The 21,750-nt window shown below is 70.2% G+C and carries 15 protein-coding genes; 3 read left to right on the top strand and 12 right to left on the bottom strand.

Features of this window, described 5'->3' with window-relative positions:
- The gene (galE, locus tag PV963_RS39300; protein ID WP_274821211.1) at positions 1 to 1,101 is read left to right on the top strand and encodes a UDP-glucose 4-epimerase GalE; all 1,101 of its coding nucleotides are present in this window, start codon (positions 1 to 3) and stop codon (positions 1,099 to 1,101) included.
- A 96-nt stretch (positions 1,102 to 1,197) separates the two neighbouring features.
- Here galE and PV963_RS39295 read toward each other — a convergent pair whose 3' ends face one another.
- The 9 genes from PV963_RS39295 to PV963_RS39255 form a co-directional block, all read right to left on the bottom strand.
- Positions 1,198 to 2,001, bottom strand: a complete 804-nt coding sequence (locus PV963_RS39295) for a leucyl/phenylalanyl-tRNA--protein transferase (RefSeq protein WP_274821210.1) — start codon at positions 1,999 to 2,001, stop codon at positions 1,198 to 1,200.
- A complete protein-coding gene (locus PV963_RS39290) occupies positions 1,995 to 5,288 on the bottom strand; it encodes an amino acid adenylation domain-containing protein (RefSeq protein WP_274821209.1) in 3,294 nt (1,097 codons plus the stop codon). The genes PV963_RS39295 and PV963_RS39290 overlap by 7 nt, the downstream gene beginning before the upstream one ends.
- A gap of 78 nt (positions 5,289 to 5,366) precedes the next feature.
- Entirely contained in the window at positions 5,367 to 8,543 is a 3,177-nt protein-coding gene (locus tag PV963_RS39285) for a putative bifunctional diguanylate cyclase/phosphodiesterase (RefSeq protein WP_274821208.1), read from the bottom strand.
- A gap of 327 nt (positions 8,544 to 8,870) precedes the next feature.
- Positions 8,871 to 10,754, bottom strand: a complete 1,884-nt coding sequence (locus tag PV963_RS39280; protein ID WP_274821207.1) for a glycoside hydrolase family 15 protein — start codon at positions 10,752 to 10,754, stop codon at positions 8,871 to 8,873.
- Between the two features lie 30 nt (positions 10,755 to 10,784).
- The gene (rfbB, locus tag PV963_RS39275) at positions 10,785 to 11,795 is read right to left on the bottom strand and encodes a dTDP-glucose 4,6-dehydratase (protein ID WP_274821206.1); all 1,011 of its coding nucleotides are present in this window, start codon (positions 11,793 to 11,795) and stop codon (positions 10,785 to 10,787) included.
- Positions 11,792 to 12,859 (bottom strand): glucose-1-phosphate thymidylyltransferase, encoded by a 1,068-nt coding sequence (locus PV963_RS39270; RefSeq protein ID WP_274821205.1) that lies wholly within the window; start codon positions 12,857 to 12,859, stop codon positions 11,792 to 11,794. Before PV963_RS39270 ends, rfbB begins: the two co-directional genes overlap by 4 nt.
- A complete protein-coding gene (locus PV963_RS39265; protein ID WP_274821204.1) occupies positions 12,856 to 13,833 on the bottom strand; it encodes a UDP-glucuronic acid decarboxylase family protein in 978 nt (325 codons plus the stop codon). The genes PV963_RS39270 and PV963_RS39265 overlap by 4 nt, the downstream gene beginning before the upstream one ends.
- Positions 13,834 to 13,849: 16 nt before the next feature.
- Positions 13,850 to 15,169: a UDP-glucose dehydrogenase family protein gene (locus tag PV963_RS39260; RefSeq protein ID WP_274822255.1), complete on the bottom strand. Its 1,320-nt coding sequence runs from the start codon at positions 15,167 to 15,169 to the stop codon at positions 13,850 to 13,852.
- Positions 15,160 to 16,485, bottom strand: coding sequence for a glycosyltransferase family 4 protein (locus PV963_RS39255; protein WP_274821203.1), 1,326 nt, complete (start codon positions 16,483 to 16,485; stop codon positions 15,160 to 15,162). The genes PV963_RS39260 and PV963_RS39255 overlap by 10 nt, the downstream gene beginning before the upstream one ends.
- A 140-nt stretch (positions 16,486 to 16,625) precedes the next feature.
- Here PV963_RS39255 and PV963_RS39250 point away from each other — a divergent pair, with 140 nt between their 5' ends.
- Together PV963_RS39250 and PV963_RS39245 are read left to right on the top strand one after the other, a co-directional pair.
- On the top strand, positions 16,626 to 17,588 hold the full coding sequence (locus PV963_RS39250; RefSeq protein ID WP_274821202.1) for a class I SAM-dependent methyltransferase: 963 nt from the start codon (positions 16,626 to 16,628) through the stop codon (positions 17,586 to 17,588).
- Between the two features lie 404 nt (positions 17,589 to 17,992).
- Positions 17,993 to 18,949, top strand: coding sequence for a hypothetical protein (locus PV963_RS39245; RefSeq protein WP_274821201.1), 957 nt, complete (start codon positions 17,993 to 17,995; stop codon positions 18,947 to 18,949).
- Here PV963_RS39245 and PV963_RS39240 read toward each other — a convergent pair.
- From PV963_RS39240 to PV963_RS39230, 3 genes are read right to left on the bottom strand one after another with little or no spacing between them, the layout of a single operon-like run.
- On the bottom strand, positions 18,944 to 19,897 hold the full coding sequence (locus PV963_RS39240; RefSeq protein WP_274821200.1) for an NAD-dependent epimerase/dehydratase family protein: 954 nt from the start codon (positions 19,895 to 19,897) through the stop codon (positions 18,944 to 18,946). The two genes, PV963_RS39245 and PV963_RS39240, sit on opposite strands and share 6 nt — an antisense overlap.
- The gene (locus tag PV963_RS39235; RefSeq protein WP_274821199.1) at positions 19,882 to 20,655 is read right to left on the bottom strand and encodes a sugar transferase; all 774 of its coding nucleotides are present in this window, start codon (positions 20,653 to 20,655) and stop codon (positions 19,882 to 19,884) included. Before PV963_RS39235 ends, PV963_RS39240 begins: the two co-directional genes overlap by 16 nt.
- A complete protein-coding gene (locus PV963_RS39230; protein WP_274821198.1) occupies positions 20,649 to 21,710 on the bottom strand; it encodes a glycosyltransferase family 4 protein in 1,062 nt (353 codons plus the stop codon). The genes PV963_RS39235 and PV963_RS39230 overlap by 7 nt, the downstream gene beginning before the upstream one ends.
- Positions 21,711 to 21,750 lie beyond the last annotated feature (40 nt).

Raw genomic sequence — 21,750 nt, 5'->3', positions numbered from 1 at the left:
ATGGCCCGCAGGAACCAGACGCCGACCGCTCGAGGAGCCGGATCCTCCTGGGCACCCTCGACCGTCCTCGTCACGGGCGGGGCCGGTTTCATCGGCAGCCACGCCTGCGTGGAGCTCCTCGACCACGGCTACGAAGTGATCGTGGTCGACGACTACTCCAACAGCACGCCACAGGTCTTCGCGCGCGTCGAGCGGCTCGCCGGGCGTTTCGTCGGCGCGGTCTACGAACTGGACATCCGGGACCGGCGCGCGCTGTCGGCCGTATTCGACCGGCATCCGGTGGACGCCGTCGTGCACTTCGCGGCGCACAAGTCGGTGAGCGAGTCGACCAGGATGCCCGTCGAGTACTACGACACGAACGTCGGCGGCACCACGTCACTGCTGCGCACGATGCACGAACACGGCGTGCACAGGATGGTGTTCTCCTCCTCCTGCTCGATCTACGGCGACGCGGGCCCCGGCCCGCTCGACGAGACCGCCCCGGCCCGCCCCACCAACCCGTACGCGGCCTCCAAGTGGCTCTGCGAGCAGATCCTCGCCGACGTCTGCAACCGCCGCCCCGAGTACACGGTGCTGTGCCTGCGGTACTTCAACCCGGCCGGCGCCCATCCCAGCGGTCTGCTCGGCGAGGACCCGCGCGGCACGCCCGACAACCTCATGCCGTACGTCGCCCAGGTCGCCGTCGGCCGCCGGGAACGGCTGCGCGTCTACGGCGACGACTACCCCACGCCCGACGGGACCGCGATCCGCGACTACCTCCACGTCCTGGACACCGTGGAGGCGCACCGCCTCGCACTCGATCATGTCGCCGACGCGCCGGGCATGCACGTGTACAACCTCGGCCTCGGCAGGGGCAGTTCGGTGCTGGAGGTCGTCGCCGCGTTCTCCGAGGCGTGCGGCCGGAGCATCCCGTACGAGGTCGCGCCCAGGCGGCCGGGGGACGTCGCCGAACTCGTCGCCGACGCGTCAGCCGTGGCCCGCGCCTGGAGCTGGCGTCCCACGCGTGACCTGTCCGACATGTGCCGGGACGCCTGGCACTTCCAGCGGCTCAACCCGCAGGGCTGCACGGGCTCCGCCCGGCGGCCGACCATGAAGGAGTAGCACCGACGTATGGTCCCGAACCGTCGGCGAGACGCCGGTGCGGCAGGCCGTCACCGGTGCCGCGTCCGGCGACGAGCGGCAGCGCGCGGAACGGGGTCAGTGCGACCCCGTCGACGGGGTGAGGCGGCGGGCGGGCAGGGTGGCGGTGGGCATCGGGAGGCTGTCGAGCGTGGTGCGGCGGAGGTGTCGCAGGTACTGCTCCCGCGGTATCAGAATGCCGCCCAGGTCGCGGACGTGCGGGCTGTCCCGCTGAGCGTCGAGCAGCACACCCCCGGCCTGTGCGAAGCGCACCGCGAGGTCGGCCACCGCGACCTTCGATGCGCCGGGGCGATGGAAGAACATCGAGTCCATGCTGAAGACCGGCCCGACCTTCAGGCCGAAGACGCCGCCGACCAGCTCGCCTTCCTCCCACACCTCGACGCTGTGGGCATGACCCAGATCATGGAGGCGGACCAGGCTCGCGATCAGCTCTTCGGTGAGCCACAAGGGGGTGCGGCCGGCGCGGCATTCGCGGACGACCTGCTCGAACCGCAGGTCCATGCTGGTCGACCACGGCAGCCGGTTGCGCAGCCGCCGGGCGAGGCTCCGGCTGAGGTGCGCGGCCGTGACGGGCAGCACCGGCCTGGGGTCGGGCGACCACCAGGAGACGGCGTAGGGATCGGCCGCTTCCTCCCCTGCGTCCTTGCCCACGAGCCGGATGCGGCCGTCCTGGACCTGATCGGCGAAGACCACCTCGTTGAGGGCGCGGACGTACTCGTCGGACGCCGGGAAGGGATAGACGCCGGCGCGGTACGCCGCCAGGAGGCCGGCGGGAGAGAGGTCGGCGCAGAAGGCCACCGGACCGTCGGGGGCCGCTTCCCGTACGTCCAGCGCCTCCCAGTCAGGGCACCAGCTCACCATCGCGCCGCTCCCTGCCCTCCGCTCTTCTCCGGCCGGACGTAGTCGGACTGCTGGAGGAAGTCGATGTAGCGGTCCATCATCTCCGCGTCCACCGGCGGAACGTCGATCCCGGCGTCCCTCATCGCCCGCTCCCCGTTGGTGCGGGTGAACTCCGGGAACACGCCCTGGAAGTACATCTCGCTCACGGTGATATCGGCGTGGTGGCACCGGTCGACGAAGAGCGGGACGAACGGGGTCAACGGGTCGGAGGAGTGTCCGGCCGCGTACTTCACCACAGCGGCGACCCACTCGGCGTAGGGGATCTCCTGGACCGGGCAACCCCGCTGACGCAGGCGCTCGGCGAGCGAACCCAGAAGCGTGGGACGGGGGTTGGTGAGGTGGTAGACCTCGCCGCGAGCGGGAAGGCGGGTGGAGATGTGTCCGATCGCGCGGGTGAGGTGGTCGGCCGGCAGGAAGTCCAGCGGCAGCCGGACGTCAGGGCACAGCCCGGTCCGCGCGATGAAGCCGAAGAGGGCGGCCATCTCGCTGCTGGTGTTCATCGCGCCGGTTTCGCTGCTCCCCGTGATGTCCATCAGGCGGTAGACGACGACCGGCAGGCCCGCCTCGGACGCCTTCTTCAGCAAGACCTCGCCGACCCATTTGGTCTCCACGTATCCCACCGACAGATACTCGGGGAAGCGCAGCGGCGTGTGCTCCGTCACCTGGCGCACGCCGGCCGGTCCGAATCCGGCGAGCACCGCCATGCTGGAGGTGAAGTGGACGGGGACGGCCCGGCCGGCGGCGAGGCGGATGAGCTCGTATGTTCCGTCGACGTTGGCCGCGCGCAACTCGTGGTACGGGTAGATGAAGTTGACCTGGCCGCCGAAGTGGTAGACGGCATCGATGGTGGATCCCAGCTCCTCGAACCGGCCGGGAGGCAGCCCCAGTCCGGGTTTGCCCAGGTCGCCGACGACCGGCTGGACGCGCGCGCTGGACAGATCGCTGAGGACGTACCGCTGATGGCTGGCGCGGATCCGCTCCATACCGTGCTGCTCGTCGGAGGCCCTGACCAGGCAGAGGATACGTCCCGTCGTCCTGCGCAGCAGCTCGTCGATCATGTGCGCGCCGCAGAACCCCGTCGCTCCGGTGAGGAGTACGTCGCCTGGGTGCCGGGGGTGCGGAGCCGGCGTGCCACGGCCTACCGCCGGAACGCGCCGATCGGTCTCGGCGGCGAAGTCGACACTCCCGCCCTCCGGGTGGGCCAGTGTGCCGGCACGTGCCTGGCGCACGGATTCAGTGAACGCGGCGAGCGTCGGATGCCGCAGCAGTGAACGGGTCAGGTCGCGGATCTGTGTGATGCCGATGCCGTATATGACGCGGGTCCGGGCAAGCATCTCCATGGCCAGCAGCGAGTTGCCGCCCAGCTCGAAGAAGTCGTCCTGCGGACGGACGTAGTCCACATCCAGGATCTGGCCCCACAACTGGGCCATCCCCTGCTGCACCGGACGGTCGTCGTCGTCGGCCGTCCTCGCCGGGGTCCCGGTTTCCGGCACGGCCTTGCGGTCGAGCTTTCCGCCGGGGGTGACGGGCAGCCGTTCCACCGCGTGGAAGGCTGCCGGGACCATGTAGGCCGGCAGGACCTCGGCGAGTGCCGACCGCAGCCGTGCCCGCAGCGCCGCCTCGCCACCGGTCGGCGGCGCGGTCGTCGTGTAATACGCGATGAGGTCCCGGTCGCCTTTGTCGCGCGCCCGGGCCACGACCATCGCCTGGCCGACCTCGGGGTGGGAGACGAGCGCCGCCTCGACCTCGGCCGGGTCGACGCGGAACCCGCGGATCTTGATCTGGTCGTCGATCCGGCCCAGGACTTCCAGGTTGCCGTCCGAGCGCCGGCGGCCCAGATCCCCGGTGCGGTACATCCGGTCCCCCGGTGCGGTGCCGTACGGGTCGGGCAGGAACTGCTGCGCGGTCAGGGCGGGTTGCCACCGGACCCCGCGCGCCAGCCCCGGGCCGCCGATGTAGATCTCGCCGCGCTCGCCCGGCGCCACCGGGCGCAGTTCGGTGTCGAGCACGTGGACGCGATTGCCCTCCAGGGGCCTGCCGACCGGGGCGACGGCGGCGTCCGGCGCGGCGAGCACCTCCTCGTCGAGGTCGCAGATGGTGGACGTGATGGTCGTTTCGGTGAGCCCGTAGGCGTTGACGAGCCGCGCGCCGGGGATTCGGCGCAGCAGGGCGCGGCAGTCCTTCGCGGTGACGATCTCGCCGCCGACGATGACGAGCCTGAGCGACGCGAGGATCGCGCCGCGGTCCGCGACGGAGACGATCCGCTGCCAGACGGCGGGGGTCAGGTCGGCGACGGTGATCCCCTGTTCCGGGAGGCGGTGCAGCAGGTCGGTGGGTGCCCACGTCCCCGTTCCCGCGAGGACGAGCGTCGCGCCGCTGATCAGCGTCGAGAAGATCTGCTCCAGTGAGGTGTCGAAGCCGAGCGCCGCGGCGTGCAGCACCCGGTCGCCCGGCCTGAGTTCGTACGCCCGGGCCACCGCGGTGAGGGAGTGGGCCAGCGACCCGTGAGTGATCATCACACCCTTGGGGGGTCCGGTGGATCCGGAGGTGTAGATGACGTAGGCGAGGTCCTCCGGCCGCGGGCCCGGTGCCACCCGCGGGCCCGGCGCCGCCGGCGGGCCCGCCGGCGGCGCCTGCGTGGCCGGTTCCCCGGCCTGGACGATCCGCGCTGAGCACCCGGAGAACTTGGGGGCGTGCTCGCTGCTCGAGACGATGAGGCGTGAACCGGTCTCCGCGACCAGTGCGACCATCCGTTGCCGAGGAGTCGCCGGGTCGAGGGGCAGGAACGCGCCGCCGGAGCTCAGCACCGCCAGCAGCGCGACGATCAGCTCGGGCGCGCGGTCGAGGCACACGGTGACGACGGATTCCGCGTCGACGCCCGACTCCCGCAGCTCGTGGGCGAGCCGCTCGGCGCGGCCGGTCAGCTCGGCGTAGTCGAGCCGGCCCTCGTCCGAGAGCACCGCGGGAGCGGACGGCGCGCGCCGCGCCCGCTCCCGAACCAGCTCCGGCACGGTGCCCGGCCCGGGTTGCGGGGGACGCCGCCCGACGCGGACACTCGCGGGCCGCATGTCGGTCCACAGGCGCTCGACCAGGCTCCCGCACCACGCGGCGGACGCCGGTCCGCCGATCCGATGCCACCCGGCCGGAATCCGGTGATCGGCGGGCCAGATCGCGTACTGCTCCTCTTCGTTGCGCAGCACGACGCACAGCACGGCCGACTCGGCCGACAGGTGATCACGTCCCGTCACCTTGGGTCTCCTGCCTCGCGCGGCGCCCTGCGGGTGCGGAGCACGACGTGCGCCCCTCTTGGCGGAGGGCCGCCACCCTCACCGCTTCCTCGCCGCGGGCGCCCCGGGGAATCCGGCCAGGCGGCCGAGCGGCGGCGCGAGGACGAGGTGCTCCGCCTCGTCGGCGCTGACCGGCTCGGCGAAGAGGTACCCCTGGCCGAGCCGGCAGCCCATGGAGATCAGCAACTCCTGCTGCCTGACGTCCTCCACTCCTTCGGCGATCACCGTGAGGCCGAGCGTGTCCGCGAGATGCGTGATGCCCTCGACCAAGGCGTACTGTTCGGGTGAGCGCCCGAGCTCGTGGATGAACGACTTGTCGATCTTGAGTATCGAGATCGGGAACTCACGCAGATAGCTCAGCGACGAGTAGCCTGTTCCGAAATCATCGACCGCGATACGGATCCCGAGTTCGGTGAGCGAACTCATCTCCGCCAGGATACGTTCGTCGTTGTACATCAGCACACTCTCGGTCAGTTCCAATACGAGAGACGACGGTTCGATGCCGGAGAGGTCCAGGGCGCGCCGGATCACCTGGTAGAACTCCTCGTCCCGGAACTGACGCGGCGACACATTCACGCTGACGTAAGGTGCGCTGCGCTCGGCCGTCCTGTCGCGTCGCAGGGAGCCCTGCCACCGGACGGCCTCGGTCGCGGCCTGATCAAGCACCCAGGCACCGAGCGGAACGATCTGGCCGCTCTCCTCGGCCAGCGTGATGAACTGCTCCGGCAGCAGCATGCCGCGCGTGGCGTGGGGCCAGCGAACGAGCGCCTCGAAGCCGGTGATCTGGCCGCTGGTCAGCTCCACGATGGGCTGGTAAAGCACCATGAACGACGTCTCGATCGACGAACTGTCCAGTCCTTCCTGCAACTTGGCCCGCTCGGCCATGCCGCTCTGAAGGTCCGGGTGGTAGCGGCGCCACTGGCGCTTGCCCGCCGTCTTCGCCGAGTACAGCGCGAGATCGGCGTGGGTGAGCAGTTCGACCGAGTCGACACTGTCCTCCGTCGTCGCGACGCCGATGCTGGCGTACGTGCCTACCGGCCCCACACTGAGCCTGAACGGCTCGGCGAACACGCTCATCACGTGCTCGGTGAACCGCTCCACGCCCGTCGGCGAGACGGACCCCTCCACCAGCAGTGCGAACTCGTCGCCGCCGATGCGCGCCGCGGTGTCGGAGGCCCGGACGGCGGTCTGGAGGCGGAGTGACACGGCGACCAGGAGTTCGTCGCCCACACTGTGGCCGTGTATGTCGTTGACGACCTTGAAGTCGTCCACGTCGATGAAGAGCACGCCGACCACCGTGCCGTCGCGCTGAGCCTGCACCAGGGCGTGGCTGACCCGGTCCTGGAAGAGCACGCGGTTGGCCAGGCCGGTGAGCGAGTCGTGGAACGCCTGGTGGGTGAGTTCGCGTTCGAGCTTGAGCTGTTCGGTCACGTCCCGCAGGGTGAGCACCACCCCGCCGACGGTCGCCTCCTCGCGCAGGTCGCTCCACCTCACCTCGACTTCGATGGACGTCCGGTCGGCGCGGACCATGCGCCAGTGCTCGCGCCTGTTCTGGTACTCGCCGCTCCGTATCCGGCCGAGTGTCTCGGCCACCGCGCGGCTGTCCTGCGGCGGCACCAGATCGATGAGGGGGGTGCCCTCCAGGTCCGGAACGCCGAGCATCTGGTCGGCGGACGGGCTGGCGTAACGGACCCGGTTGTCGTCGTCGAGGATGAGGATGACGTCGGAGGCGTTCTGCACCAGGGTGCGGAAATACGCTTCGCTGTTGCGCCGGTTGACCTCCTGGGCGAGGGCGATCCGCGCCACGGCAAGTGCCGTCTGCGCGGCGAGAGTAGCCAGCGTGTCGTGGAGCACGCGCAGGTTCTGCTCGTCCCCGGCCACGATCAGCGCCCCGATCAGCGGATCGCCCGAGGGGTGATCCTGCGAGGTGAGCGGGCAGACGAGCGCGTGGCGGATGCGGGTCGGCTCCTCGTCCTGGCCCGTGAGGCTGGCGGCAAGAGCGGGCCCCACACCGTCGAGGGCCACCAGGCGGCTCTCGCCGGACGCCATCAGTTCGCGGACGGCTGCGGTCCCCCGCGCGGACAGCGGACCGCGTACCTCGCCGTGATCCCCGTTCACCCAGAGCGTGTTGTCCGGCACGGTGAGCAGCGCGGAATGCGGCGGGCCGTACGGTATGAGCTGCGTCACCGCAGTGTGGACGGCGGCGGCCACATCCCGCGGGTCACCCGCTCCGCCCAGCGACGACACGGCGATGCGCAGCGCCTTCTCCCGGCCGAGTGCCTGCCGGTGGGTCGCCGCCACGCCCGCCAGGCGGTAGAGCACGAGGACGAAGAGCACCGCGGAGAACACCCCGACCACGCCGACGTTGGTACTCACGCCGCGCACCGCCGTCATCAGGAGGATGGCCGGTGCGATCAGCGACGCCAGGGTGAGCAGGGTCAGCCGGCCCATGCCGGTCTCGGCGCGCCATGCCACCGGCTGGGTCAGCGACCGCATGGACGGATGCAGCGCGGCGACCGCCCAGGCGCCGTACAGCACGGCCCAGCCGAGATCGACCGCGGTACCCGTGCGCCAGGTCCCGTTCAGCTGTATCAGGCCGTAGGCCACGTCGGCGATGAGCAGGCCGGAGGTGCCCACGGTGAGCAGCACGAGCGAGGGACTCTTGCCGCCACGGCCGGCGAGCAGGCGCAGCAGGATCGCCAGGACGAGGATGTCGCCGAGCGGATAGGCCATGGAGAACGCCTTCTGCACCCAGGTGAGATCCTCGATGCGGGCGTACGGCTCGATGAGGAAGAGCCACGACAGCAGTGCCAGGCCGACGGTCAGCGTCAGCGCGTCGACGAGGCTCGCGCGGTCCCGCCCACTCGTGCGCCAGCGGACGAAGCCCTGCAGCCCGGCCGCATAGAGGGGATATGCCGCGAGATAGAAGCCGTCGGCGATCGACGGAAACGGGTTCTCCCCGTAGAACTGAAGGAGGATGATCTGGGCGGCCTGTCCCGCGGCGAAGGCGAAGTTTCCTGCGGCGAGCAACAGCCAGGGGAGTCGATGCGCGGGGTGGTTGAGAAGGACGCCCAGGACGATACCGGTGACGCCGGTCGCTCCTATGGCGACGAAGATCAGCCGCTGTTCCGGAAAGATGTAGTAGAACGCGGTCAGCACGACGATGCATGTGCTGACCGCGGCTATCGCGGCCCTGCCTCGCAGTCGCGCGTTCACCCAATTCACCTCCGGAGAGCCACTGATCGGGCGGACGGAGCTGGGCGAACGGCACCGGGCGACGGCGGAGAAGCCCGTGGAATCGGGCTGACAAAGGAGAATTATCGGGGCCGGGACTCGGTCCTGGTCGCCTGTGAACACGGTCGCCGATATACACGATCGCCGGTATCCGCGGCGGTATGCGGGCTCCTTCTCGCCGAGACATCTACGTGTCTTGCATCCAGCTTACTCGGCTCGCCATTTCCCGCACGCGCACGGAGAGATACTGCGTCGCATCGCGATATACGGCACCATGCGTGAAAATAGAGGACGCTGCGCAAGACGTCGTCAGGCATGGGTGCGCATTCGTGACCGGGCAGCTCGAGGCGCCCCGGTTCGGAGCCGGTCCGTCGCTGCCGGACCCCGGGGGCTCGGGCCTGGTGTCGATGAGAGGGCGAACGCCGTCTCGACCAGAGCGATGTGGCTGTACGCCTGTGGCGCGTTGCCCAGTTGACGGCCCGCGTCCGGGTCCCACTGTTCGGCGAGCAGTCCGAGGTCGTTGCGGACGGCGAGGACGCGCTCGAAGGTCTCCTGGGCCTGCCGCGGGTGGCCGGTCGCGGCGAGGGCATCGGCGTACCACAGGGAGCACGACACGAACGCGCCCTCCCGGCCGTGCAGGCCGTCGACGTCGTGCGTGCCGAGGCCGTCCGGCGCGTACCTCCGGACGAACCCGCCGTGGCCGAGCCGTCGTACGGCCCGGACGGTGCCACGCACCCGCTCGTCGCGAGCCGGCAGGAAGCCGAGCCGGGGGATCAGCAGGGCGGAGGCGTCCAGGGCCGAGGAGCCGTACGACTGCACGAACGAGCCCTGGTCCGCGTTCCAGCCCTCGCGGCAGACCTCCCGATGCACCTCCTGGCGCATGGCCTGCCACTCGCCCGAGGATCCGTTCCGGCCGAGCAGCCGGCCCATGCGCACCGCCCGGTCGGCGGCCACCCACGCCATCACCTTGGAGTGGACGAACTGCCGTCTGGGGCCCCGCACCTGCCACAGCCCCTGGTCCGGTTCGCGCCAGTGCCGGTGCAGGTAACCCATCAGCGCCTCCACCAGGTCCCAGACGTGGGCGGGCATGGAGATCCCCGCCCGCAGCGACAGAAAGAGCGTGTCCATGACCTCGCCGTACACATCCAGCTGGAACTGGCCCACCGCCGAGTTCCCGAACCGCACCGGCCGGGATCCCTCGTAGCCGGGCAGCCATGGCGCCTCGGTCTCCGGCAGCAGCCGCTGCCCCTTGACGCCGTACACGGTCTGAAGATCGGCGGGATCACCGGCGATGGCCCGCACGAGCCAGTCCAGCCAGGCCGTGGCCTCCTCCCGGTAGCCGCTGCGCAGCAGGCAGGACAGGGTGAGGGTGGAGTCGCGCAGCCAGCAGTAGCGGTGGTCCCAGTTGCGTTCGCCTCCGATGCAGCCGGGCAGCGAGGTGGTCGGTGCGGCGACGATGCCGCCGGTGGGCGCGTAGGTGAGGGCCTTCAGGGTGATCAGGGATCGCACCACGGCCTCCCGCCACGGTCCCTGGTAGCGGCACCGGGCGCTCCAGCGCCGCCAGTAGTCGGCGGTCTCATCGAGCAGCGTCTGCGCCGGGGCGGCGAGCGAGGTGGGCCGCTCGGACCGGTGCGAGGGCGACCATGCCAGCGTCAGCGCCAGCCGCCGACCGGCCGGGACGGTGACGTCCCAGACCATCGCGTCCGTGCCACCGAGCGCCCGCACCGGGCCGTCGGCGCCGAGCCAGACGGCGTCCGGACCGGCGACCGCGACGGCGCCGCAGTCGGCGTCCCGCACCCACGGCACGACCCGGCCCTGGTGGAAGCGCAGCCGCAGTTCGCTGCGCACGGGCACGGCACCCGCAAGACCCTCGATCACACGTACGAGGCACGGCAGTTCGGCCCGCGGCGGCATGAAGTCGGTGACGCGTACCGCGCCGGCCGCGGTCTCCCACACGGTGTCCAGGACCAGTGTGTCGGGCCGGTAGGCGCGTCGGGTGCAGGCGCCACCGGCGACGGAGCCGACGGGCGCGATCCGCCAGAAGCCGTTGGCCTCGGTGCCCACCAAGGCCGCGAGGCAGGCCGGCGAGTCGAACCGGGGCAGACACAGCCAGTCGACGGAGCCGTCCCGGCCGACCATGGCGGCTGTCTCCAGGTCGCTGATGAGGGCGTAGTCCTCGATGGGTGGGCTCATGGCTGGTCTCTCAAAGGCGTTTCTCGACATTCAGGGCAGAAGAGGGAACCTCTCCTTCCGGGCCGCCCGCCGCTGCAGTGGCTCCCACCAGGAGCGGTGCGTCCGGTACCAGGCGACGGTCTGCGTGAGCCCCGTGGCCAGGTCCTTGAGCGGTATGAACCCGAGTTCCGTGCGGATCTTGGTGAAGTCGACCGAGTAACGCCGGTCGTGGCCCTTGCGGTCCTCGACGAACCGCACGTCCGCCCAGTCGGCGCCGCAGGCGTGGAGCAACAGTCCGGTCAGGTCCCGGTTGGACAGTTCGTTGCCGGCGCCGATGTTGTAGATCTCGCCCGGGCGGCCCCGGGTGCGGACGAGTTCGATACCGCGCACGTGGTCGTCGACGTGGATCCAGTCGCGGACGTTGTGGCCGTCGCCGTACAGCGGCACCGGTTGGCCGTCCAGCAGTCGGGTGATGAACAGCGGGACGACCTTTTCGGGGTACTGGTGGGGGCCGTAGTTGTTGGAGCACCGGGTGACGCGGACTTCGAGGCCGTGGGTGCGGTGGTAGGACAGCGCCATGAGGTCCGAGGCGGCCTTGGAGGCGGAATAGGGCGAGTTGGGCCGCAACGGGTCGGTCTCCGGCCAGGAGCCGTTGCGGATGGAGCCGTACACCTCGTCGGAGGAGATGTGGATGAAGATCTTCGGCGCGTGCCGCAGGGCCGCGTCCAGCAGGGTCTGGGTGCCCAGGACGTTCGTCCGGACGAAGACGTCGGCGCCGAGGAGGGAACGGTCGACGTGGGTCTCGGCCGCGAAATGCACGATCTGGTCGTGCGCCGCCACCAACTCGTCGACGAGGTTCGCGTCGCAGATGTCGCCCCGGACGAACGCGAAGCCGTCGGCGTAGCGGACGTCGTCCAGGTTGGCGGGGTTGCCCGCGTAGGTGAGCTTGTCCAGCACGGTCACCGCGACATCGGGCGGGCCGTTCGGACCGAGCAGTGAGCGGACGTAGGCCGAGCCGATGAAGCCGGCTCCGCCGGTGACGAGGATGCGGGTCGTGGTCATGACGGAATCTGCACCTGACTGTGGTCGCCGAGCACGAGGCGATGCACCGCTGGAGTGCGCGGGGCGGGGGTCACCTCGACGTCGTGGCCGATGAGCGAGACCTCGACGCGGCGGGTGCCGCTGACGGTCGCCCGTCCGAGCACGATGGAGTACTCGATCTCGCTGTCCTCGATGCGGCAGTCCTCGGCGATGGAGGTGAACGGCCCCACGTAGGAGTCGGTGATGACGGTCCCGGCGCCGATGACGGCCGGACCGACGACACGGCTGCCGAACACCTTGGCCCCGTCCTCGATCCGGACCCGGCCGATGATCTCGCTGGCCGCGTCGACGCTGCCGCCGGTCCACGGCTCGACGCTCTCCAGGACCGACCGGTTGACCTCCAGCATGTCGGTGACGTTGCCGGTGTCCTTCCAGTAGCCGGAGATGGTCGTGGCGCGCACGTCCCGGCCGGCGTCGATCAGCCACTGGATCGCGTCGGTGATCTCCAGCTCGCCGCGCCGGGAGGGCCGTATGGCCCGCACCGCCTCGTGCACGGCCGTGGTGAATAGGTAGACGCCGACCAGGGCTAGGTCGCTGCGGGGCTGGCGGGGCTTCTCCTCCAGACCCACCACCTGGCCCGCCGCGTCCAGTTCGGCGATGCCGAAGGCGGTGGGTTCGCCGACGTGGGTCAGCAGGATGCGGGCGTCGGGGCGTTCGCGGCGGAAGTCGTCGACCACCCCGGAGATGCCGCCCACGATGAAGTTGTCACCGAGGTACATCACGAAGTCGTCGTCGCCGAGGAAGTCCCGGGCGATCAGCACGGCGTGGGCGAGGCCGAGCGGCGCTTCCTGGGGCAGGTAGGTCACGTCCAGGCCGAAGCGGGAGCCGTCGCCGACGGCCGCCCGGATCTCCGGTGCCGTGTCCCCGACGATGATGCCGGTCTGCCGGATGCCGGCGGCGGCGATGGCCTCCAGCCCGTAGAACAGCACGGGCTTGTTGGCCACCGGGACCAGTTGCTTGGCCGAGGTGTGGGTGATGGGGCGGAGCCGTGTGCCGGCGCCGCCGCACAGGACGAGTGCTTTCATGAGGGCCGTCCTACGGTGGAGCGGTGCGGGGGCCGTACGAGGGTGTCGGGCTGCGTTGCGAACCACTCGACGGTGCGGCGCAGCCCTTCTTCCAGCGGCACCTCGGGGTGCCAGCCGAGCTCTTCCCGGGCCCGGGTGACGACCGGCCGCCGGCGGACCGGGTCGTCGACGGGCAGCGGAAGCAGGCGCACGGCGCTGCGCGACCCGGTGATCCGCAGTACCACCTCCGCGAGCTCCCGCACCGTCCGCTCGGCCGGGTTGCCGAGGTTGAACGGGCCCGTGTGCGACGAGTCGATCATGGTTGTCAGACCGCGGACCAGGTCGTCGACGTAGCAGAAGCTGCGCGTCTGGCTGCCGTCGCCGTGCATGGTCAGGGGCTCCCCGGCGAGGGCCTGCCGGATGAAGGTGGAGACCACCCGGCCGTCGTCCCCCCGCATGCGGGGCCCGTACGTGTTGAAGATCCGCACGATGCCGGTGTCGGCGCTGCGGCTGCGCCGGTAAGCCGTGGTGACGGCCTCGGCGTAGCGCTTGGCCTCGTCGTAGACGCTGCGCGGGCCGATGGGGTTGACGTGCCCCCAGTAGTCCTCGTCCTGCGGATGCACCTGGGGGTCGCCGTAGACCTCGCTGGTGGACGCCAGGACGAAGCGTGCCCCGTGGCGGACCGCCAGCTCCAGCAGGTTCTCCGTGCCCCGGCTGCCCGCGGCCAGCGTCTGCAGGGGGTGGCGCTGGTAGTCGGAAGGCGAGGCGGGGCTCGCCAGGTGGACGACGGCGTCGACGTCCCCGAAGACCCGGAAGCGGGAGGTGACGTCGCACGGCGTGCAGTGGAAGCCGGGCATCCGCAGCAGGTGGGTGATGTTGGCCGCCCGGCCCGAGGAGAAGTCGTCCAGGCAGCAGACGGCGTCACCCCTGCCGAGCAGCGCCTCGCACAGATGCGATCCCAGAAAGCCGCTCCCGCCGGCCACCACGACACGCATGGCATCCTCCTGCCGGTCAGCCGAGCCGCGGACGGCCGGGTGCGCACAGGGTCCAGCCCGCCGCGCACCAGGTCTCCGGGTCGAGGGTGTGGCGCGCGTCGACGATCGCCGGAGTGCGCACCGCGATGGCAAGGGCGGCCGGGTCGAGCTCCCGGTACTGGGGCCACTCGGTGAGGTGCAGCACCACGTCGGCGTGCTCGCACGCCTTGGTCACGTCCAGGGCGAACTGCAGCGCGGGGTACGCCGCCCGGGCGTTGTCCACCGCCTCCGGGTCGTGGACGCGGACCTGTGCGCCCCGGCACCGGACCTCCTCCGCGACCGCGAGGGCGGGCGAGTCGCGGACGTCGTCGCTGCGGGGCTTGAAGGCGGCCCCGAGGACCGCGACGTTCCGGTCGGCGAAGGCCCCTCCGACCAGCCGCTGCGCCAGCTCGACGGTGCGCCGCCGCTGCCGGGTGTTGATCGCGTCGACCTCCCGCAGGAAGGCCACCGACTCCCCCAGGCCCAGTTCCTCCGCACGGGCGGCGAAGGCCCGGATGTCCTTGGGCAGGCAGCTGCCGCCGAACCCGAGCCCGGGCGCCAGGAAGCGGGACCCGATGCGGGAGTCCGCGCCCATCGCCTCCGCGAGGGTGAGGACGTCGGCACCGGTGGCATCGCAGATCTCGGCCATGGCGTTGATGAAGGAGACCTTCGTGGCGAGGAAGGAGTTCGACGCCAGCTTGACCAGTTCGGCGGTGGCGGTGTCGGTGACGATGAACGGCATGCCGCCCGCGAGGAGCGGGGCGTAGATCTCCCGGAGCCGTCCCTCGGCGTGCGCCGTGCGGACTCCCGCGACGATGCGTTCCGGCCGCAGGGTGTCCTGGACGGCGCACCCTTCCCGCAGGAACTCCGGGTTCCAGGCGACGTCGGCGTCGGGTGCGGTCGCGCGCAGCCGCCGGGCGAGCCGGTCCGCCGTACCGACCGGCACGGTGGACTTGCCGACCACGAGGACGTGCCCGTTGCCCGCCAGGTGGGGCGCCAGTCCGTCCACGGCGCTCTCCACGTGCCGCAGGTCGGCGGCGCCGGATCCGGGCCGCTGCGGGGTGCCGACACACACGAAGTGCGTACCGGAGAACCGGGCCGCCTCGGCCATCGACGTGGTGAACCGCAGCCGCCCGCTGTCCACGGTCCGCCTGAGCATCCCGCCGAGTCCCGGCTCGAAGAACGGGGTCCGCCCGGCGGCGAGCGCGGCGATCCGCTCCGCGTCGACGTCCACGCCGAGGACTTCGTGCCCGATCTCCGCCATGCAGGCGGCGTGGACCGCTCCTACGTATCCGGTGCCGATGACTGTCAGGCGCATGGTGGTCTCCGGTGTGGTGGGGGCGTCCATGTCAGCCCCATGCCAGTACGCGCGGGGTTCGCGGGCGGCAGGCGCCGGTGGGCGGTGGGAGGGGTGTGGGTCGGCCGGGTCCTCGGCACTCCCAGTAGTTCGCTATAGCAGGCGTCGAGGCGGGCGCACATGTCCTCGGGTGCGAAGAGGGCCCGTACCCGGTCTCGTCCCTGCCGCCCCATCTCGGCGGCTTCGCGGGGGTGTTCGAGCAGCCAGCCGACCGCGCGGACAAGATCTTCCCGATCATCAGGTTCCACGAGCAGGCCCGTGGCGCCGTGCTCCACCAGGTCGGGGACTGCGTTGACGGCCGTCGCGACGACCGGCCGGGCCGCCGCGAGCGCCTCCGTGAGGGCGCGGCCGAGTCCCTCGTACAGAGAGGTGATGACGAAGACGTCCAGCCCGGCAACGAGTGCGGCGGCGTCCGGGCGGTGACCGGTGAGCCGTATGTCGACGCCCAGTTCAGCGGCGAGCCGCCGGACGTCCCCGGCCAACGGCCCGTCGCCGATCATGACGAATGCGGTGTCGGGGAACACTCCCCGGAGAGCGGCGGCCATCCGGACGAAGTCCAGCGGCGCCTTCTGGGCGTCGATCCGCCCGACCGTGCCGATGAGCGTCACCTCGGGCGGCACACCGAGCGCACGTCGTGCGGCCGGTTCGAACCCGTCGGGAATGCGTGCCAGCTCCACCGCCGACGGCACGACGTGGACGCTGCCGGGAGGGGCCAGCCGCTCCTCGACGACCTCGCGCGCCACGCGCGGCGCGACGGCGAGGTAGCGGTGGGCGAGGCGCCGCGTCACCCGTTCCAGCCAGTGGTAGATCCTGCGCCGGGTCGGCGGCATGCGGTCGTGGAAGCTCAGGCCATGGAAGGTATGCACCACCACCGGCGTGCGGCACAGCCGTGCCGCCACCCGGCCGAGGAAGCCGCCCTTCGCGGAGTGGGTGTGCACGACGGTGAAGCGTTCGCGGCGGACAAGCCGGATCAGCCGCCAGAGCACGAGGACGTCCGCAGGAGTGAGAACGTGGCGGAACTCCTGGATCTCGACCGTGCGCACGCCCATGGCCCGGGCCCGGTCCCACAGTTCTCCGCCCGGCCCGCCCGCGATCCACACCTCGTACCGCTCAGGGTCCATCCCCACGGCCGACAGCAGGGTGTTGCCGCCGGCACCGCCCTGCATGCGGGTGATCACGTGGAGCACCTTGACGCGCGGCAGCACCGGCTGCGCCGGCAGCCGGTCGGCCGGTGTCGCGCGCGGCGGCGGTGCGGGCCAGTCAGGGACCGCGCCCACGGGAGAGGTGGTCGCCGCAAGAGCCGGGGCCGACATTTCACCACTCCCTTCCCAATGTGTATATTTACGTCGTATACGTACATGTTCCCTCTCGTGTGAAGCCGGGTCAAGCCGACTGCTCAACGGACGGAGGAGGCGCGATGGCCCTGGTCGGACTGGAACGCATCGAGCGGCTGCTGGTGTGTCCGCGCTGCCGTTCGCCCCTGAGCGCGGCGCGCGACGTCTTCTCCTGCACGTCGCCCGAGTGCCCGCACCACACGTCGGCCGGGTTCCCGGTGATCGGCCGGTGGCCGGTCCTCGTCGACTTCGAGCGAAGCGTGGTTCGCCGTGAGGACTTCGCGGACGGCGCCGGACACACCCGGCAGGATCCCCTCGGCCGCGCCTCCCGGCTGCCCCGCCCGCTGCGCCGCCTCTGGAAGCCGCCAAACCGGGTAGCGGCCCGGAACATCGACGTACTGATGCGCGCTCTTCCCGGTTCCGCCCCGACGCTGCTCGTCGTCGGCGGCGGGACGGTGGGCAACGGCGTGGAGGCGGTCTACCGCGATCCGCGTGTCCAGGTCATCGCCTTCGACCTCGTCGGCAGCCCGGTGACCCAGTTCATCGCGGACGCCCATCACATCCCGCTGCCCACGGCGAGCGTCGACGGGGTGCTGGTGCAGGCCGTACTGGAGCACGTGCTCGATCCGGCCCTGGTCGTCGCCGAGGTCCACCGGGTCCTGAAGAGCGACGGCCTCGTCTACGCGGAGACCCCGTTCCTGCAGCAGGTGCACGCCGGGCCCTGCGACTTCACGCGGTTCACCGCGAGCGGCCACCGTTATCTCTTCCGAGGGTTCGAAGAACTTGCGGCCGGCCCTGTCGCGGGTCCCGGCACCCAACTGCTCTGGAGCGTCGACCACTTGGTACGGGGCCTGACCCGCTCCGCCTTCGCGGGCCGTGTGACGCGCCTGCTGCTGTGCTGGCTGCGGGCCCTCGACCGCCTCGTCCCGGCGCGCTACGCGATGGACGACGCCTCGGCCTACTACTTCCTGGGACGCAGGCGGGAGGGCGATATGTCGGCCCCGGAAATCGTGGCCTATTACGGCGGGGCGCAGACGAAGACCTGAGGGGGCATCTCCGCAGAACGCACTTCGCGCCCCTCCGGTTACGACGTGCACACGCCATAAAACATACGCCGTAAATTGACGAACGAAGGAGTCAGCGGTCCCGCAGTTGCGCGCCCAGATCAAAGATCGATTCACGGGCAGGCCCTGATGTCAAGTCTGGCAATGGAACAAGTCTGGGGTAGAGTGCGCCACTCGAGCGGGCGCACCCGCTAAAATTGTTCCATGCACACGGAGTCACTGGTTTGCACCGAGCACAGAGATCGCAGGCGGAGACACCCTCCAATTTCAGCCCCATCTCCCGCAGGTCGGTATTGGCGCTGATATCAATCCCTCTTCTCACTGCAGGACGACGCCCTTCCAGCGACGGCGGCAAAGTCCTCGTCGCGGACTACGCCACGCCCCAGTTGGCGGCCAACGCCGCCGCCGGAAAGCGTCTCGTCTTCCCGGCAGGGCGGACGTACACGGTCACTTCGCTGTCGATTCCGGCCAACTGCTACGTCGAAGGCAACGGTTCGATCCTGCGCTTCCCCGACAACTCCACCGCGTCGACCGGGCAAAGCGACGAGATCCTGAAGGTGAGTGGCTCGGGCGTCACGATCGACAACCTCACACTCGACGGACGTGCGGCGAACCAGGGAGCCACCTGGTCTCAGTTCCGCCATTGCGTGAGGATCCACGGCAACTTCAGCAACGTGGTTGTCAAGAACTGCCGATTCAACAATATCATCGGCGACGGCATCTATGTGAACATTGGCAGTTCCGCCACGAATTGCGTTATCGGGCCGAACAACACGTTCACGTCTGATCACTTCAACCGGAACGGTGTTTCCATCATCGCCGGTACGCGCATCGAGGTGCATAACAACACCTTTACCAATTGTTCGCGTTCCGGAATGCCCGGGCCCATCGACCTCGAGCCCAACTCATCCAGCGAGACGTTGTCCGACGTATTCGTTCACCACAACACGATCGTCGGTGGTTCCGCGACCGGTACAGGTACGTTGCCGGGCATCGTGTACAGCGGCTTCCAGAACGCGGCAGCCAACAACATCCACATCCACGACAACAACATCAGTGGAACCAGGTTCACGGACGGTGTCCTGATCATCGGCATCAGCGGCGGTCCGTTCAACGCCGCGAAGAACCTGAACGTCTACCGGAACAACATCCACAACATTGGGAATGCGAACAGGTTCGGCGTCGGCATCAACCACTACATAGGCGCGAATGTGTACGACAACACGTTCAACGGCATGCAGTGGGCCATATACAACTACAAGGGCGCTCTGGGCACGTCGACCGGTAACACGTTCATCGGAGTGACAACGGACATCACCAATGACGATCCACACTATTCATAGCTGAACAGGGATGTCGGGGCGGCCGGTGCGTGCGGCCGTCAGCATCGCCGCGAGTCCGTCCCGCAGGCCCGTTGCCGGCCGGTAGCCGAACGCCTCACGTGCGCGGGTGATGTCGGCCGCGGTACGCCGGGCGTCGCCCGGCTGGCGCGGCACGCGGACCACACGCACCGGAGTGCCGAGCAGGCGGAGCAGGGCGATGGCCTCGTTCATCGTCACCTCGCAGCCGCCACCCACGTTGGCGACACCGCTCCACGAGGAGAGCGCCACGTCGCGCATGGCGGTCACCACATCGGTGACGTAGGTGAAGTCGCGGCTCTGCTCCCCGTCCCCGTAGAGCACGAACGGACGCTCACTGATCGCGGTCGCGATCAGCCGTGAGAACGCCATGTCGGGTCGCTGCCCCGGCCCGTAGACGCTGAACAGCCGCAACGAGGCGACGGGAACACCGAAGGCGGCACGATAGGCCTCGCACAGGTGCTCCGCGGCGAGCTTCGTCACGCCGTACGGGGAGACGGGGGCAGGGCGCACGGTCTCCCTGGTCGGGTACGCCTCGGCGTCTCCGTACACCGACGAACTGGAGGCGTAGACGAGGCGGCGCAGGCCGATGGCGCGGGCCGCCTCCAGCACGCGCTGGGTCGCCAGGACGTTGCGTTCCACGTAGACGGCGAACTCCGGGCCCCAGGATCCGCGGACGCCGGGCTGGCCCGCGAGGTGGTAGACGGCGTCGGCATCAGCGAAGACCGGCTCCAGGGGAACACGGAGCAGATCGGCCCGCCGGAAGGCGAATCCGTCCCGGTCCAGCAGCGGGCCGAGGTTCTCCCGCTTGCGCGCCGGGGCGTAGAAGTCCGTCATGGCGTCGACGCCGACCACCTCGTCGCCACGCGACAACAGGTGTTCGCACAGGTGGGAACCGATGAATCCGGCTGCCCCGGTCACGACCGCGCGCATAAGGATCGGCCTTCCTCGGTGTGCCGTGTGTCGGCATCGCCCGGCCGGTCGGAGCACGGGCCGGAGCCACCCCTGTCCCAGAGGCCGGACAGCACGTACCACAGCGTTCGGACGATGTAACCCATCACGGTGGTCAGGGAGTTACGGGAAAGGAGTTCCGCGTCCAGCTCGGCACGCAGCGGAACCAGGACCGCGAAGTAGTACTCCTCCCGATCCGGCCTGTCGTCGAGCAGCGCGGCGTGCGCGCGTGAACGGAGCTGGCACGGTCCGGTGAGCCCCGGCCGGTGGCGGAACAACCACTGGTATTCGGGAGGGAAACGCACAGCCAGGTCGACCGACTCCGGGCGCGGTCCCACCAGCGTCATGTCACCGCGCAGCACGTTGATCAGCTGCGGCAGTTCGTCCAGGTGGAAGCGCCTGAGCAACCGTCCCGTGCCGGTCACGCGTGAGTCGCGGCCGTTGGTGAGTGCGGAACCGGTCGCACCGGTGCGCATGGTCCGGAACTTGTAGAGGGTGAACTCGCGTGCGCCCTCCCCGATCCGCTGCTGCCGGAAGAGCACGGGCCTGCCGCTGGTGGCGCGGATCAGCACGGCCAGAAGAAGCATCAGGGGCGTCAGCACGACGAGCAGGACGAGGGCGACGACGACGTCCAGCGCGCGGCGCGTCCACGGGAGGGCCACGGGAGTCATCGGCGGCAGGGCCGGTCGGCCGCGGACGTCGGCGGACAGGGGGTGGCGGGCGCGTGCGGTCATCACCATGCGCCCCCGAGCTCCAGTGCCGCGGTCCACCGGGGGAGCCAGGCTTCGTACGAGTACCGGCGGCCGACGACGGCCCGGGCTTCGCGTCCCAGCCGCTCCCGGGCGGCGTCCGATGCCTCCAGCAGGCCCTGGATCGCGTCGGTCCACTCGCTTTGGTCGCGGGCGGCCGGCATCCCGAGCCGGTCGAGGATCTCGGCGTTCACCCCGATCGGCGTGGCCACGGCGGGCAGCCCCACGGCCCCGTACTGGAGCAGCTTGTAGCCGCACTTGCCCAGGCTGTAGGGGGTCGACGGCAGCGGCATGAGCCCGATGTCCACGTCCGCCAGCGCGGTGCGCTGGCGGTGCGGGCTCCATGCGACCCGGTCGATGAAGGTCTCGATGCGGCCCAGCGAGCGTGTCGTGGTGCCGATGAGCGTCAGGCGGGCGCCGGTGCGCCGGTGGATCTCTTCGAGCGCGCCGGCGACCAGCAGCAGGCAGTCCTCGTTGTGCCGCGAGCCGATCCAGCCGAGTCGTGGCGGGTCGTGCAGCGCGTAGAAGGTTTTCGGCGTGTAGTCCTCAGGCGCCACGCAACTGGGGATCACCACGACGTCGCGGTGGCGCCCGGCGGCCCAGTTCCCGAGGACCTCGTTGCCCGCGATGACGCGGTCGGCGTACCGAACCGCAGTCCGTGCCTTGGCCGACTTCGGCGCGAGTCTGCGCAGCGCACCACCGGCACCCCAGTCCCACTGCAGGGCGTCGTCGAAGTCGTACACGGCGAAGTCCGCACAGGTGAGCAGCCTGCGTTCCCACCACCCGCGGCTGAGCGGGGAGGCCTCCCGATGCAGCAGCAGACGCCGCGGGCGCGCCGCCGCCATCTGGTGCAGCCGCAGTTCCGCCCGCGCCACGGCCACCGGGTGCCGGGCCAGTCGGGACGGGGCGGCATCGGCGAACGACGCGTAACTGCTGACGGTGAAGTCCGTGTCGACGCGGTCCAGCCACTCGAAGACACGGACCCGCGAGCTGCCGGCTCTCCGCCCGTAGGGGGTGATCGCGCACTGCTTGAGGCGTCGGTCCATTACTTCACATCTCACACTGCAAGCTGATACCGTACATTTA

It is taken from the genome of Streptomyces coeruleorubidus, from assembly GCF_028885415.1.
Taxonomy (GTDB): Bacteria; Actinomycetota; Actinomycetes; order Streptomycetales; family Streptomycetaceae; genus Streptomyces; species Streptomyces coeruleorubidus_A.
This window is presented reverse-complemented; position numbering and strand designations above follow the sequence as displayed.

Bases quoted from the DNA above. Each gene is read 5' to 3' on its own strand.
- galE (WP_274821211.1), top strand. From the start codon at position 1: ATGGCCCGCAGGAACCAGACGCCGACCGCTCGAGGAGCCGGATCCTCC.
- PV963_RS39295 (WP_274821210.1), bottom strand. From the start codon at position 2,001: ATGGTGAGCTGGTGCCCTGACTGGGAGGCGCTGGACGTACGGGAAGCG.
- PV963_RS39280 (WP_274821207.1), bottom strand. From the start codon at position 10,754: ATGAGCCCACCCATCGAGGACTACGCCCTCATCAGCGACCTGGAGACA.
- rfbB (WP_274821206.1), bottom strand. From the start codon at position 11,795: ATGACCACGACCCGCATCCTCGTCACCGGCGGAGCCGGCTTCATCGGC.
- PV963_RS39270 (WP_274821205.1), bottom strand. From the start codon at position 12,859: ATGAAAGCACTCGTCCTGTGCGGCGGCGCCGGCACACGGCTCCGCCCC.
- PV963_RS39265 (WP_274821204.1), bottom strand. From the start codon at position 13,833: ATGCGTGTCGTGGTGGCCGGCGGGAGCGGCTTTCTGGGATCGCATCTG.
- PV963_RS39260 (WP_274822255.1), bottom strand. From the start codon at position 15,169: ATGCGCCTGACAGTCATCGGCACCGGATACGTAGGAGCGGTCCACGCC.
- PV963_RS39250 (WP_274821202.1), top strand. From the start codon at position 16,626: ATGGCCCTGGTCGGACTGGAACGCATCGAGCGGCTGCTGGTGTGTCCG.
- PV963_RS39240 (WP_274821200.1), bottom strand. From the start codon at position 19,897: ATGCGCGCGGTCGTGACCGGGGCAGCCGGATTCATCGGTTCCCACCTG.
- PV963_RS39235 (WP_274821199.1), bottom strand. From the start codon at position 20,655: ATGGTGATGACCGCACGCGCCCGCCACCCCCTGTCCGCCGACGTCCGC.
- PV963_RS39230 (WP_274821198.1), bottom strand. From the start codon at position 21,710: ATGGACCGACGCCTCAAGCAGTGCGCGATCACCCCCTACGGGCGGAGA.